The following is a 15,648-nucleotide window of genomic DNA, read 5'->3' on the forward strand; positions in this document are numbered from 1 at the left end:
ACATTCAATTAATGAGTGTTGGGTTTCGTTCAAGGGCCAACCTACTAACTACTAACTACAAACATTTTTTATTAAGGGTAATTGACCCCATAGAAGATCGAAGTTTGCAGTAATGCCCGATCGCCCTAATGCAAATTTGTTAACTTGGCTAAAACGGTGGCGAAGTGAGCGGGTTCGATCGGCTTTGTTAAATGTTCGTTGTAACCAGTGGCGATCGCCTGATCGCGGTCTTCTTCGCTAGCATAAGCTGTCAGCGCCACGGCCGGCAAGCGCTTGATTTTGTCTGATTCCGACGATCGCACTTTGCCGATCAGCCAGTAGCCGTCCTCAATGGGCATACCGATATCACTAACTAAAATATCCGGCGGCGACTGCTGTAAAATGTCGATCGCCTCCGCAGCCGTTGCAACCGCAGTCGCAGTCGCCCCCAACTGTTCGAGGGCCCCAATCAAAAACTCGCGGTTGTCGGGTTCGTCATCAACTACCAACACCTTTAAACCTGCCAAAATACCCGGACGAATTTGAGGGAATTTGCTTTCCTCCCTCAACTGCGGCTGCTGACTCCGACGCTGTTTGAGCGGCAGTTTCACCGTAAATGTCGCACCCTTGTCTTTACCGGGACTTTCCGCCGTCACAGTGCCGCCGTGGAGTTCCACCAAGTGCCGGACGATCGCTAATCCCAGTCCCAAACCGTTTTGATGCCTCGTAAGCGAACTGTCTGCTTGTCGGAAGCGATCGAATACGTAGGGCAGAAACTCAGCAGAAATGCCCTTTCCGGTATCGCTGACAGTAATTTGCACGTAATTAGGTGATGAGGAATTGGTAACAGCTACCGCAGATAAGCGCATTTTTACAGTTCCTCCAGAAGGCGTAAACTTGACGGCGTTAGTCAGCAAATTCGACATTACCTGCTGCAACCTCTGGGCGTCGCCCCACATCAAGTTGACTGCGGGGTCCAATTCTGACGAAACGGTGACAGACTTGGCCTGGGCTGCAAAACGAACAGAATTCAGAGCAACCTCGATCGTCGGTTTCATGATGAACCAGCCGGGTTTCAGAACCAGCTTACCTTGAATAATCCGGGAAACATCGAGCAAATCTTCCACTACCTGCACCTGCACCTTCGACTGACGCTCGATCGCTTCCAAACCGCAAGCTAAATCATCTTCCGTGTAGGGGAGGGCGCGCAGCCTCTGCGCCCAGCCCATAATCACATTTATAGGCGTGCGGAGTTCGTGGGAAAGAGTGTCTAGAAACTCGTCTTTCCGGCGGCTGATAGCTTCTGCTTCCGCCCGCGCGGCCTGTTCGCGCTCGAGCAACTGAGCGCGTTGGGCCTCGACTTGCTTGCGATCGCTGATGTCGGCGATGATCGACATACAGTTGATATTGCCGTTGCTGTCGCGGACTGGAGTTGCCCACAAACTGATGTCGATCGAGCTGCCGTCTTTCCTTTGGCGGTGGGTTTCCATGCCGGCGATCGCGTTTCCTTCGCGAATTCCTTTCAAATTAGCCGTGAATTCCTCCCGCTTGTCTGCGGGAACGCTGGGTATAAATTGACCTACCGCCTCTGATTCGGGCCAGCCAAAAATCCTCTCGGCGGCTGGGTTCCACATTTTCACAGTCCCGTCCTCGCAGTCCAAAACGGTAACTGCTAGGGGACAAGCCTGAATCAAGGCTTCTAAAGTTTGATGGATGTGCGATCGCGCTGCTTCTGCTTGTTTGCGAGCGCTGATATCGACGTTCACCCCGATCATCCGCAAAGGCAAACCCCCATCGCCCTGAAACACCCTAGCCCTGCAAGCAATCCAGCCCACGCTTTTGTCCGGGCGGCAGATGCGGAACTCTATGTTTAATTCCTCCCCGGACGCCCCCGCAGCTTTTACCTGCTGTTCGGTAACAGCGCGATCGTCTGGATGCACCATTTGGGCCCAACTTTGATAGCTGTCGATAGCGCCGGCCGGCAGCCCGTACAAAGCCTCTAACTCCGGCGTACAGGCGATATCGCCGGTTTGGACGTTCCATTCAAAAGTTCCGATTTTGCCTGCTTGCTGAGCGATTTGGAGCCGTTCTTGATTGTTTTTGAGTTCTGCTTCCACGCGGGATATCTCGGTCAAGTCGATGAAGAATGCGACGATCGTCTCGGGTTCGCGATCGTCCGGGGACAGAGTGGTTCCGCCCATCAGAATCGGCACGCGGCTGCCATCTTTGCGGATGTACTCTTTCTTGAAAGGAGTTGCGACTCCCTTAGCCCGCAGTTCTTGGGCCGCTAAGGCGTCGAGGTGCAGGTATTCGGGGGGGGTCATCCTGTCCCACCGCATTTTACCCGAGAGCAAGTCTGAGCGGGTGTAGCCGACCATGTTGAGCAGGGATTGGTTGGCGTAGGCGATGCGGCCGGTAAAATCGCCGATCGCGACTCCGAAAATATTTGACTCGAACAGCCGCCGGAATATGGCTTCGCTTTGCTGCATTACCCGTTTTGCTTCTTTGCGATCGGTGATTTCGGCAACCACCGTGCTAACTCCCAGCAGTGTTCCTGATTCATCGTTCACTGGGTAAAAGCTGATTTGCCAATCCCGCAAAACTCCCGGCTGTTGCTTGGTTTCGGCCTTAATTTCCAAGTCGAGCACGGGGGTTTGCGTCGCCAGCACTTGGCGGTAAATCCGCTCTACCATATCGGCCATTTCGGGAATTACTTCCCTAACGGTGCGCCCGAGGTGATCTGCGATCGATCGGCCGTTGATCGCAGCGAGGCATTCGTTCAGGCGGATGTAGCGCAAATTGGTATCGACAAAGCACAGCCCGACTGGTGTGGTTTTGTAAACTAAGTCGAGTTCTGCTAGTTGGCGGCGAATGCGTATTTCGTTTTCTCGAAGTTGATTTTGGGCTTGTTTGCGATCGGTGATATCGAGTACGAAGAATGCTCCTTTGTCTTTGCATCCTTGGAAGTTTCCGCCGCCGACTAAAACTGGGAAGCGCGTGCCGTCTTTGCGGAGATATTCTTTTTCAAAAGGCGCGCAACTTCCTTCTGCTTCGACTTGCGCGAGGGCGACGCGATCGAGTTCTAGATATTCCGGCGCCGTAAGTTCGAGCCAGCGGATCTGTCCCGAAGCTAAGTCTTCCCTTGTATATCCGATCATTTCCAGCAAGGCGTCGTTAGCGTCCGTAACTTCCCCGCTGGCATCCCAGAAACCAATGCCGATTATGTTAGATTCTACCACGCTGCGGAAGCGCATTTCGCTTTCCCGCAAAGCTAATTCGGTTTGTTTTGCTGCGGTAATATCTGTGATAATTAGGCCGACTCCGATTATTTCTTCTCTTTCATTTTTCACTGGGTAGTAGTTGGCGAGCCAGTAGCCGAAATATCCGGGTTTTCCCGGAGGTTCGCCGCTAATTTCTAAGTTTAAAACAGGCTGGCCGGTTTCTAAAACTTGCTGAATTATCGGTGCCCATTTGGCGGCGCATTCTGGCAACAATTCCCGGAAGTCTTTACCGATATGCTGTTCGGCTGGCAAACCGTAGAGTTCTGCTAAAACTTGATTGATACGGATGAAGCGCATTTCGCGATCCAGAAAGCAAATCGCTAGGGGAGATGCTTCTAATAGCGAGTCAATTAAGGCGAAGGATTGCGATGTTTGAGATAGTGCTTGCTGCGCTTCTGTGTAAAGTCTGGCGTTGTCTAGGGCGATCGCCACGCGATATGCTAAGTCTTCTAGCATTGCCATGTCTTCTGCACTGTAGCGGCGGCCCAACTTGGAGGTAAAGCAAGTAATGGAACCCATTACCCGCCCGCGGGCTTTCAGCGGTACGCAAGCCTGAGATCCGATATTGAGCGATCGCAATATTTCCAATTCTGCTGCATTGTCGGCTCCTGCTGCTAAAATTTCCTCATCCACTTCGGCAATTAGTTCGGATGTTCCGGTGCGGATTACCAGGGGATAGCCGTTAACAGCATTCTCGGCGATCGAACTGCGGATTCTCAAGTTATTAATAGTATCAATCGTGGAGGGCTCTGCGTGAGCCACAGCCACTAGCCGCACTTTTGAGTCGGTTTCGGTCAAATGAATGCAGCACCCGTCGGCGATCGAATTTACGGCTAATTCTGCTACCTTTTGCAGCGCCGTTTCCCCGTCAAACGCATCAGCCAGCATTTTGCTGACTTCTGCTAAAAATGCCGAGCGCTGCTGTTCAATTTCCGCTTTTTCCCTCGCTGTTTGCTCGATTGTTAACTGCAATCTTTGAGTTTCCGCAAGTTTTATTTCTGTGATATCGCGAGCGACAATTAAGGCTGATTCGGGTACGCCATTTTTGTCCAATTCTGGAACTACGTGGGATTGATAACTTCGGAAACCGTTGATTGAGAAAGCCTCAAATTCGATAATTTCTTTTTGACCTGTTTCTAACACTTTGTGCAGGGTTTCCTCCCACATCTTGCACTGTTCCGGCGGCATTCCTATTTCTTGACTGGTTTTACCCAGGAAGAATGAAATTGGTTTTCCTTGGCTTCTTTCTACTGCTTGATTGACATAAATATAACGCAGATCTTTGTCAGCGCGAATAATGATATCTGGCGTATTTTCTAGCAGCGTTCTCAGTTGCTGTTCGCTGCTTTTCAAAGCTGCTTGCGCTTGTTGTCTTTCGGTAACATCTCTCACCGTGCCCACGTATCCGATGAGTTCGCCGGAGTCCGAGAACATCCGCGAGGAACAAACGTTAATCCAGCGCACAATGCCCTCTGGTGTTTGCAGGCGATACTCGATCGCATATTCTCCACCTTGCCGAGTATAATCCAGCCATCGGCTCAATACGCGATCGCTGTCTTCCGGGTGAATGCAATTCTCCCAACCGTTTCCTAAAAGTTCTGTCAGACTTAAGCCGCAAATAGCCTGACAGCGTGGGTTTGCATAGGTGTAGCGCCCCTGGGAATCGGCCATAAAAATGCCGACAGGCGAACACGAACTTAAACAGCGAAATCGTTCTTCTTGAGCTTGCAGCGCTTCTTTAGCTACTGTTAGTTCTGCTGTGCGTTGTTTGACGTGGCTTTCTAGGTTAGTGTAGGATAAAGCCAGGGCTATTTCTGCTTGTTTGCGGTCAGTAATATCGATGCCTGTTCCTATCACATATTCCACCCAGCCCTCGCCATCTAAAGTCACAGTATTAGACCAAGAAATTAAGCGCTGCTCCCCATTTTTAGTGCGCCAATAGTTTTGATATTCGCTGTGAAAATTTTCGACTTTGAGCTTTGTAAAAACTGTTTTAACTGGCTCTATTTCTTCGGGAATTAAGAACAAATCCCAAACATATTTATTGATTACTTCTGCTGCCGAGTAGCCTGTAGTTTTTTCGCAAGCTTGGTTAAACCGGACAATCCGTCCTTGGCTGTCGAGAACTACAATCAAGCAAGCTGTGGTGTCAACTATTTTGGAAATAATCTTACGTTCTATTTCTACTTTTTGTTCTGCGGAATTTAAGCCAGCATACCAAGCGATAACCATTGCAGCGGCCAAAAGTAAGATTGCAGGAGCTGCCTGGAAGGAAAACAGTAACAGAGTTGTCAGCAGTAAAGCGGTGCTGGCACTAAATAGAGCAATTTTGTAGGATGTAATGGGTGAGGCCAAGACCTGAAACCAACTCATTTTTGTTGACCTGTAGCGATGGCGCGATCGCACTATTGCTTATGTCGATGAAACAACCTCGTTAAAACTTAGTTAAAACTAAGTATTTATTTTTTCTCTACAAAACCACATTTGTGGGTCGCGTGCCATCTTCCCAGAGACAGATTGGCAGCGGGATTGGTGCTGAATCAACTGCTATCATAGATCCAGGGACAAATTAGATTATCTAATTTTTGGGAGCAATAAGCGAGTGAATGACAAGCTGGCAAAAATTATCGGGTTATTTTTCGCAGCCGCCACCCTCTTTGGATTCGTCGGTTACGCGCTTCAATATCCCAACGCAGGTAGCAGCTCAGCGATATCGATCGGCTTCCCCAATCTTACCACCCTGGCCGTCGGGGCGATCGACAACAAACGATCCCAAATCTATCTCAACGGAACTTGGCAATTTGTCCCCGCAGTTGGCAACCCCCAAAACCCCCCCGTCTCCCCAAATTGGGGTTCCATTTCGGTGCCTGGAGACTGGCAAAAAGAAAACAACGAATCCGTACCCGGAATCATCACTCGCGGCAGCGGCAAAGATTGGGAAAACTTCAACAGTAAACAACTATCAAAAGCTTGGTATCAGAGAAATATAGACATTCCCGGCGACTGGACAAACCGCCGAATTTTTCTCGACTTAGCCAGAGTCAGCACAGATGCAGTCATCTTTGTCAACGGCATTAACTGCGGTCAAATTCCATGGCCCTACGGCACTATTGAAATTACCAAAGTAGCAAAACCAGGTCAAAACACCCTATCTATTTTAGTCGTGGCAGTATCCGATGAAAAGGAAAAAGCCGTCATCATGGGCCCCACAGAAATCTACACAGAAAAAGCCAACTTGCAATCGCGGGGAATCATCGGTGAGGTACGGCTTCTGAGCCTTCCCCCCGGCCCGCTGATTAGCGACGTATTCGTCCAAACTTCCACCAGAAAAAAGCAAGTTAAATTAGATGTAGAACTCAAAGACGTTGCCCAAAACGGTCAAGTTGAATTAATCGCGCAAATGCTCGACGAAAAAGGCAAAGTCGAACAAAAATTTACCGGAACTGCCCGGGTTCAAGCTAAACCCATTCAAACCGTACAAGTTCAGTGGAATTGGCCAAATCCCCGTCTTTGGGATGTCGGCAAACCAAACCTTTACACCTTGCAATTAGAAGTAAAAGGCAGCGGCGTTAACACGCAATACGACCAACCTTTTGGCTTCCGCGAATTTTGGATAGAAGGGCGCAAATTTTTCTTAAATGGAACTGAATTTCGGCTGCGACCAAACTTGCACTCGGATACTTGGCAAGGCGGGACAGTAGAAGTTTCTGACAGCCTAATTGATGGCTACGTAAAAGCCGGTTTTAACATAACAGAAATGTGGCCTTGGAACCACGACGAACGCGGTAGGTGGCACTTCCGAGAGTTATTTTCCGAAAGAGCCGACCTCAAAGGTTTTCCAATTATGGCTCCCGCTTTAGACATTAGTCCTATCGCTTGGAACGGCAAGTGGAAAAACCGCCAGTGGAACGACCGCTGGAAAGCCCGAATGGTGATTGAAATGCATCGCTACCGCAATCATCCATCAGTATTAATGTGGGCGACAAGTCCTAATTTTTTCGGCCACGCTGACGACCAAAATCCCCGCCGCATCGGCAAAAGAAAAGTAGAAGGAACTATCAGTACCTCCGAAAACGAGCGTTTGCGGGTGAACACTCCCCTAGGAAATGACGCTATAGCTGCGATTAAATCGGCCGACCCAACCAGACCTGTGATGGTACACCAAGGCGCCAACTTCGGCGAGGTTTATGCGCTGAATTCTTATTTAAATATGATTCCCTTACAAGAACGGGAAGAGTGGATTTCGGAGTGGAGCAAAACCGGGGAAATGCCCTACATGGCAGTCGAGTTTGGGACTCCTCTGCACGCAACGATGATGCGGAACCGCAGAGGTTTTGGTCAGGTGATTCTCAGCGAACCTTGGATGACTGAGTTTGCGGCAATTTATTTTGGCAAGCAGGCTTACGAGTTGGAAACGGCCGCTTATAAAGCTACAATTCGCGAGCAATTTGTCAAGGGTCAGGAGTATCAAAGCTGGCATTTTAAAAAAGAGTTAGATTTTGCACCAGCTTTTCAAAAGTTGCAGCAGTTATTCAGTACAAATACTTGGCGGAGTTGGCGGACTTTTGGAATGTCTGGGGGGATGATTCCTTGGAATGACGGACATGGTTGGGAAGTTTCCGAGGCTGGCAAAAATAAGGTGGATATTGGGGCATTTCAACCTGGTCGCCGGGGAGTTTATTTGAAGCAAGTCTCGAATAATCTTTTGAATTATTACCAGCCAGAAGCTTACACTGTTCATCCTGGGGGCGAGGCAATTATGAAGAATAATAGCTCGACTTTGGCTTGGATTGCTGGTGCTAGCCCGGTTTTTACTGCGAAAGATCACAATTTGTTGGTGGGCGGAAAACTGGCAAAGCAAGTAGTGTTAATTAACGATACGCGGGCGCCACAAGAATTTTCGTTTAATTGGCGGGTTGTGGTGGGGGGGAAAGAAGTAAAAAAAGGCGAGCAAAAAGGGAGAATTCAGTCGGCAGGCACGCTGTTTTTCCCAATAGACGTAAATTTGCCCAATACCATTTCTAGCAAGGCTGACGGCGAAATTCGCTTGAGTGCACGGGTGGGCGATCGATCGCATTCTGATACATTTGCTTTCCGGGTTTTTCCCAAGCAAGCCAAAAGCAAGGATACGCTGACAATCTTCGATCCAGCGGGCAAAACCTCGGCAATGTTAAAACAGTTAGGTCATCCGCTTGTACCGTGGAATGGTTCGCAAGTTTCATCGCTATTAATTATCGGTAGGGAAGCGTTTTCGAGCGGGCAACAATTGCCGGGAAGTTTAGAAAGTTTTGTCCGAAACGGCGGCAAAGCAATTGTGTTTCCTCAGCGCAGGGAATGGCTGCAAAATACGGGTTTCCGGGTTGCTGCCCACGTCAGCCGCCGCGCTTATCCAGTTGACAGCAACCATCCCGCAATTAGCGGTTTAGACAGTGAAGATTTGCGGGATTGGGTTGGGGAAAGCACGCTGCTTGAAGCTTATCCAGATACGATCAAAACTGGCCCTAATTTGAGTCCGGCAAATAAACCTTGGTACGGCTGGCGTTGGGGAAATCGCGGCGGTGTCAGTAGCGCTTCAATTGAGAAACCGCACCGCAGCGGTTGGCGCCCCATTTTGGAATCTGAGTTTGATTTAGCTTATTCGCCGCTGATGGAATTGGATTACGGAAAAGGGCGGCTGATTTTAAACGAGTTGGATTTGGAAGACCATTATTCTGTAGATCCTGGGGCGGCGCAGTTAGTGCAACAAATTGTGAGTTATGGGATAAATTCTCCGGTGGTTGGAAAGCCGGATAAAGTGGTTTTAATAGGGGGAGATGGAGATGCCCAAAAGTTGGACAGTTTGGGGGTAATTTATCAGCGCGCTAGTTCGCTTTCTAATGATGTTGGTTTGGTCATTGTGGGGACAGAAGCGAATCTGAAAGATGCAGATTTGCGCGGTTATTTGAATGCTGGCGGGAAGGCGTTTTTCTTGCCGCGTCAAGTGCCTGCTGCGGGTTTGGGCGTGGGTTTGCAGGAAGCGCAGGATTTCGGGGGTTCGCTGGCGGTTCCGAGTTGGGATGAGGTGAAGGGGGTTAGCGCTTCAGATTTGCGATCGCGCTCTTTTTATGATACTTGGTTGATTAAGTCTGGGGGAGAAATCGGTGCTGACGGTTTGTTAAGTCGGGTAAAAGTTGGCAAGGGTGTGGCGATTTTTTCTCAGATTGAACCGGACAGTTTGAATGCGGATACTAAGACTTATTTGCGTTTTACTCGCTGGCGGCAAACCAGGGCAAATGCTCAGATTTTGGCTAATTTAGGGGCGAGTTTTAAAGCGGATGGTTCTGTGTTTAACGGTTCGAGTCGGGAGTTTTATCACTGGGATTACAAGACGGATTTTGAGAATGGGGATGATCCTTATCGGTATTATCGATGGTAGGAAGAAGGAAGTTTAGCAACGGATTCGCTCTACGGATGTAACGGATGTAACTGAGATGTTGCACCATTCTCAATTACTTGCTTAGGAACAGGCAAGATGCCTGTTCCACAAGAGATAAATTTTCTTGTGGAACAGGCATCTTGCCTGTTCTTGACAATGGTGCCATTTGTCACCATTGCAGTTATCCAAGCTAGGGATTAAAAGTGCGCTCGAACAGAGGTTAGCAATTTCAAGCTTAAATTACTGATTTTATTATACTGTTAAATATCAAAGGTCAAAGTGTCGCCTGAAGCGCGGGTCTAATTTGTCTGTTTTCTTTTGGTTGCAGGTGCCGCAGAGGGTTTGCAAGTTGCTGATGTCGTTGCTGCCGCCGCGCGCTAGGGGGATGATATGATCGATCGTCAGTTGGGTTTCTAGTTTGGTTTGGCCGCAGCTTTGGCATTGGTATTTATTGCGAGTAAATACGTATTTTCTGACTTCTGGGGGAATGGGGATTCTAGGGGTTTTAGACATGATGATTTTTAACCGCAGATGAACGCGAATTAACGCGGATGTTTGATGGATTAGCTGGGTGAGTTTTCTTGATTGAGAAGTTGGCGGCGCAAATCATCGAGGGGAGATTCTGGTTGGCTAGTTTCTGACTCGTTGTTTTCTGGTGTTTCTTCGACTTCGGGTTCATCTGGGCAAAACTCTATAGTGACATTGAGTTTGAGCTTAATCTTTCCTTTCTTCCAGCCATTAACACCCACTCTGAGAATTTCACAATCTATACCTTCACCAAACCATTTCTCATATGAAAAACGTTTTTGGCGAGTGTCAAGAGGTACATCGATATTTAAGTTCTGTTCTTTTAACGATTTATTGAGTGTCTCTCCTAACCCATACTCAGGTAAAACTCTATTTACTACTGTTTCCTTGAGTTTTCCTACTTTAAGCATTGCGTTACCAAAAGATAAAGCATCATCATTACCACAGTTGTGAAAATCAAATTTATTTTCCATATTCTTGCCAGCCTCGCGTTAGCCTTATTTAATCTACTACTCTTTCTAATTCCAAAGCTATCATCAAACAGCGATTAACGTGGTTTATAGCCTCATTTGAAAGGGAACCGAGTTTCCGGGTAATCATTGACTTGTTAAGGGTAAAAATAGACTCGCACCTAACTACCGACTCAACTCTAATACCAGCTAATACAATTTCATCTCCTGTTATCAAATATTGAACTGCCGTCAAAGGGCGAGTTGTCTTAGAGGTACAAGGTATCACCATCACATCGTCAATAATTTGGTTGAGATTATCTGCCGAAATTATTACAGCCGGACGCAGTTTAAACTGTGTTAGCTGAGTAGAAGGCATTGGCACTTGAGCCAACACTACATCACCGCGCCGTAAGTTCATCGGCAAATAGTTCGTCATAAATGTCATTTTCCGCACTCAGCCAATCTTGATAAGCTTGGGATACAAGCATCGGTTGAACAGATTCTTTCCCACTTTTCAAGAATAGGGCTATCTTCAGAAGTGTTGCTAACTTATCCTCTGGAAGTTGTTCGATTATTGTTAAAAGTTTTTGGCGAATGTTCATAGGATTAAAGTCGCTCTTTGTTAGCTATTATAGCACAATAAACAGAATCAAGATAGCGACGACTTCTATTCGCAAAAATTGCAATCATTCACCATCCACGGAAACGCTATCATTTTGTGCAATTACAGGCAACAAATGCTCGTGCAACTTCATCGCCTGCAAACAACTATTGATTCCAGAAACCGCCCGATCGTACTCTTGAATCTTCTGCTCATTCTCAGCTTGCCGCCGCAGATTCCCAGCAATCTTTTCCTCAGCTTCCTGTGCCAAAGTTTGCTCCAAATAATCGCGGGCTTGACTGTATTTCTGCAAAATATCATCAGCTTGCTTTTGGGCCAGCGGCAACAAATGCTCTTTCAGGGTTTGGTTGACAGTTTGGCGGAAAGTTTGCCGAATAGTTCTAGATACTTTCGGCTCAAAATCCAGGCGCAATAATTGCCGAATTGCCGATTGGGCGTCCACCATGTTTTCGCAGTCGTAACCTTGAGAAGTTTGCTGCAATGTTTCCCGGAATTGATAAATCGAAAATGTGCCTTCGTCGTAAAAACGGGGACTTTCTCGCACGTAGCGATCGCACTCAACGCCCGCCGCATTTACCAAAGCATCCGAAACCCGCTTTGATAACTCCTCTAACTGCTGTTCAATTCCTCCGTCGTTCCCCAACAACCGATAAAGTAATCGATAGTATTCAGACTTGCGAACGCTATCTTTCAAATACTGGAAATAATTATCAACCAGTGACTTAGTAGCCTCTACTAAAATATCTTCCAACTGATTCGCTAAATAATAAAGTGCTTCAACTAAAACAGCAATTAAAGGTGCTGTCGCATTGCGGGGATGATTCCGCAAGGTGCGTCCGTAAGCCGCCTCAACAGAAAATCCATCTAACAATTCATCCAAGCGCCGGATCATCCGAGATTGCAATTGCCGAAAGTCTGTATCGAAAATATCGCATTTATTCATAATCATTTCATTGACTTCTTCGGCGATATGTTCCCTAAAATCCTGTCCGACTTGCTGCAATTCTTGATTTAGCCGCAAAAGTTCTTGTGCTTTCATTGCTTCAATTTCGCGGGGCTGGCTGTCCAAATTCCGCTGAATAGTTTGGTAATGTTTCCGCAGTTGAATGCACAAGTCTTCTAAGTCGTCAGCTAAATTTTTGAACAGTTGCGGGCGTTTTTCTTCGGTGAGGTACCGGGTGATGGCTGTGCGAAAATCTTCGATCCCGCTATCTTGAATTAATTGACCAATTAATGGTTGTCCTTGCTCTGCAAGAATCCGCACGTAGTTTTCATTGGGTGTTTCGTAGCTGTTAACTGAAATGCGAAATTTGCTCGGAGATAGCTTACCGGAATTCGCACAGTAGCGATTAAATTCACTAACAAATTGCGGGGTTTCTTCACTATTACCCAGCAATTCTGAATCTAATTTATCATCTCCAGAAACTCGCCCTTGACTGCTGGCAAAGATTGTATTTAAACCAAAGCGATCGCGCCCTGTTGTCCCTCGAATCAAACTCCCGTAAAATCCCAACAATCCGCTAGTTTTATAAACTCTCGCAGTATCGCGAAAGTCGGAATTAATCAGATTTTCTAAGCGCTGTCGCAGTTGCGTGTTGTACCAAGTTTCGTCGATGCGGTTGAAAATGTAAAACAGTCGATCGCGAATTCCCGGATTTCCCCGTGTTTTTTCCATCAACTCGGTTTCCTCCGTCGTCATTTCCCCAGACGAAGCCGCTTTCAAAACGCAGACAACTGCCGAAGTATCGGGGCTTTCAATCTTATCATAAGTCAATTCTGCATCCCGCTGCACCGGCGCATCAATTCCCGGCGTATCGATAATAATATTCCCATCTTGTAGCAAGGGATGATAACAGTAATATTCCACTCGCTTGAGTACAGCACTGTTACTACCGCGACGCGCATAACTAGCAGCTTCCTTGAGATTGGAAAAGTTAAACTGTTCCATCGAGTAGGTAGCGTTTTCGAGAGTTTGGATGCGCTCGCGATTGGCCTCAAAACCTTCTAACAGCAGCATCAAAGCCTTAGCTTTTTTGGCTAGCTCGGATTTATTTTCACCGCCTTCCGTTTGAATAATTATGTTACATCCCTGAGACAACAGCGACACTACATCTGTTTGATTAATATTAAGTTCAGTAGTTAAACCTAACTGATGGCAAAGCACAGAAGCTTGCTGGCTAATCTCAAATTCACTCAAAAAAGTGAGAACAACGCGCTCTTTTTCCGGCTCAGCAAAGGCGATATAACATTCCGTACCTGTCGCGTGTCCTTCTGCACTGTAGAGCAATTCTCGCTCCAGCAAAGCATTAATCAGCATAGATTTTCCCGCACTGAAAGCGCCAGCAAACACAATTTCAAACTCAGGAGAAATTGCCTTTTTTAGAGAAGCTTGTACCGCCGTGATATCTTGTTGTCGCAAAGACGATTCCTGACGCAGCAGTTGCACTAAAGAATCAACTTGCTCTTGCAGACTGGTGCATTGAGGGGGCATTTGAGTCATGGCGGCAGACTGCTCCTGATTGGGGGAAAATTACCTTATTGTTAATTCTCTGCTAGTTCAGGAATAATCACAACAGTAATTTTACTTATGCGATTCAGGATTGCTGAAAGTGCGATCGGCTATTCTGGCGACAAATCCTATCGTTTACGGTTGTTTCGGAATTATTAAACCGCAGAGGCCGCAGAGGGCGCTGAGTTAGAGAAGAGAGAGATGAATAATTGGTATACCCACGGACTTGATATCATCTATTTACAGCCAAGTGGCGAAATCTGATATGTCAGTAAAATTCAGCCAAGCATCTCCTAATTTTTCGTACACGATTAGTAGTAAGGCACGCATTATTGCGCCCCTACAAAATTAAACTGGCGCATTGCGTACTCTACATTAAACCGATAAATCCTGACGCGGTTTAAAAGACTCAACTTGCCGCAACTTTTCGTATAATTCCCGTTCCTCCTCACTAATTTCTTTGGGAATTAACACCTGAATTTCTACCAATTGATCGCCCCGATCGCCATTTCCCGTCGGATAGCCCTTGTTAGCCAGCCGCAACCGCTTTCCAGAGGTTACTCCCGGTGGCAATTTCATCTTTACCAGGCCATCCAGCGTCGGTACTTCAATATCTCCGCCTAACACCGCTTCGCTGGGAGTCAGAGGCAATTCGCAGCAAATATCCGACATTTCCAATCGAAAAAATGGATGAGGAGAAACCGTGATTTTCAAATATAAATCCCCGCCGCCCATACCTTGATTTCGCAAGCGAATCCGCTGGCCTGATACCATAGCAGGAGGCAGATTCACCTCGATCGCTCGCCCATCTTCCAGACGAATTCGCTCAGTACCGCCCGAATAAGCCCTTTCCAAAGGCAGAGTTAGCCTGGCCTCAATGTCTCTTCTCGTTTCGCGATCGACTGTTTCCCTAATTTCGCGTCGCATTTCGCGATCGGCTATATCCCTTCTGATTTCGCGATCGACTATCTCCCGTCGCATTTCTCGATCGACTGTTTCTCGTCGCATTTCGCGATCATCGAAATCCCGTCGCATTTCGCGATCGTCGAAATCTCGTCGCATTTCGCGCTCGTCCAAATCCCTTCTAGGTGGGCGAGAGTTAGCAACATAACTCGTTTTCTTAGAAGCCGTACTCCACGGTTCAGAGGAGGTTACTCCCGCTGCATCATTCGCTGTCGCCATCCTCACTTCCCGGCGTCTTCCGAGCACTTGGTCGAGAAATTTATTAAAATCCGAGTAATCACTAAAATCGACCTCTTCGGTCGGTTTTTTGCGGGTAGTTTTACTGTTTCCCCAAGTTTTGAAATTGGGAAGTCGCACCCCTTGCTTTCCTTGAAATCCCTTTTGTTTCCAGAATTTACTAAACTGATCGTATTGAGCGCGCTTGTCGAGATCGGAAAGAATATCATAAGCTTCATTAATATCCTTAAACCTATCTTCAGCAGATTTATCACCTGGATTTACATCAGGGTGCAACTGTCTGGCTAGCCGTCGATAGGCTTTTTTTATCTCATCAGCCGTGGCATCTTTGGGTACTCCCAAAATTAGATAGTAATTGCGAAAATTCTGCATAGTTAGTCATTAGTCATTAGTTATTAGTCATTAGTTATTAATTATTAGTCATTAGTCATTAGTCATGCTGCTTCCCTGCTTCAAACTAGGGACTAATGACTAGGGACTAATGACTAACCACTAATTAGAGCCAATCGTCGTCATCATCCCAATCGTCGCTTTGATTTTGATAAGGGCGACTCGGGCGATTAGCACTGCTTCTACGATCGCCCATACGATCGCCCATACGATCGCCCATACGATCGCCCATACGATCGCCCATACGATCGCCCATACGATCGCCCATACGA

At 47.2% G+C, this 15,648-nt stretch carries 8 protein-coding genes; 1 reads left to right on the top strand and 7 read right to left on the bottom strand.

Annotated elements, in window-relative coordinates; translation table 11 throughout:
- Positions 1–125 precede the first annotated feature (125 nt).
- Positions 126–5,633, bottom strand: coding sequence for a PAS domain S-box protein (locus QUA71_RS06560; protein ID WP_333283456.1), 5,508 nt, complete (start codon positions 5,631–5,633; stop codon positions 126–128).
- A gap of 229 nt (positions 5,634–5,862) precedes the next feature.
- On the opposite strand from QUA71_RS06560, the gene QUA71_RS06565 reads away from it, so the two are divergent.
- On the top strand, positions 5,863–9,675 hold the full coding sequence (locus QUA71_RS06565; RefSeq protein WP_333283458.1) for a sugar-binding domain-containing protein: 3,813 nt from the start codon (positions 5,863–5,865) through the stop codon (positions 9,673–9,675).
- Positions 9,676–9,942: 267 nt separating this feature from the next.
- Here QUA71_RS06565 and QUA71_RS06570 read toward each other — a convergent pair whose 3' ends face one another.
- The 6 genes from QUA71_RS06570 to QUA71_RS06595 form a co-directional block, all read right to left on the bottom strand.
- Positions 9,943–10,188 (bottom strand): HNH endonuclease, encoded by a 246-nt coding sequence (locus QUA71_RS06570; RefSeq protein WP_015179287.1) that lies wholly within the window; start codon positions 10,186–10,188, stop codon positions 9,943–9,945.
- 50 nt (positions 10,189–10,238) lie between these two features.
- Entirely contained in the window at positions 10,239–10,676 is a 438-nt protein-coding gene (locus QUA71_RS06575; protein WP_333283459.1) for a KGK domain-containing protein, read from the bottom strand.
- Between the two features lie 28 nt (positions 10,677–10,704).
- Positions 10,705–11,091 carry a type II toxin-antitoxin system PemK/MazF family toxin gene (locus tag QUA71_RS06580; RefSeq protein ID WP_333283460.1) on the bottom strand — a complete coding sequence of 129 codons (387 nt, stop codon included), beginning with the start codon at positions 11,089–11,091 and terminating at the stop codon, positions 10,705–10,707.
- On the bottom strand, positions 11,054–11,257 hold the full coding sequence (locus QUA71_RS06585; protein WP_333283462.1) for a hypothetical protein: 204 nt from the start codon (positions 11,255–11,257) through the stop codon (positions 11,054–11,056). The genes QUA71_RS06580 and QUA71_RS06585 overlap by 38 nt, the downstream gene beginning before the upstream one ends.
- Positions 11,258–11,341: 84 nt before the next feature.
- Positions 11,342–13,777, bottom strand: a complete 2,436-nt coding sequence (locus tag QUA71_RS06590) for a dynamin-like GTPase family protein (RefSeq protein ID WP_333283464.1) — start codon at positions 13,775–13,777, stop codon at positions 11,342–11,344.
- 384 nt (positions 13,778–14,161) lie between these two features.
- Positions 14,162–15,358 carry a DnaJ C-terminal domain-containing protein gene (locus QUA71_RS06595; RefSeq protein ID WP_333283466.1) on the bottom strand — a complete coding sequence of 399 codons (1,197 nt, stop codon included), beginning with the start codon at positions 15,356–15,358 and terminating at the stop codon, positions 14,162–14,164.
- Between the last annotated feature and the right edge of the window lie 290 nt (positions 15,359–15,648).

Source organism: Microcoleus sp. MON1_C5 (assembly GCF_036701875.1).
In the GTDB taxonomy this organism is placed as follows: Bacteria; Cyanobacteriota; Cyanobacteriia; order Cyanobacteriales; family Microcoleaceae; genus Microcoleus.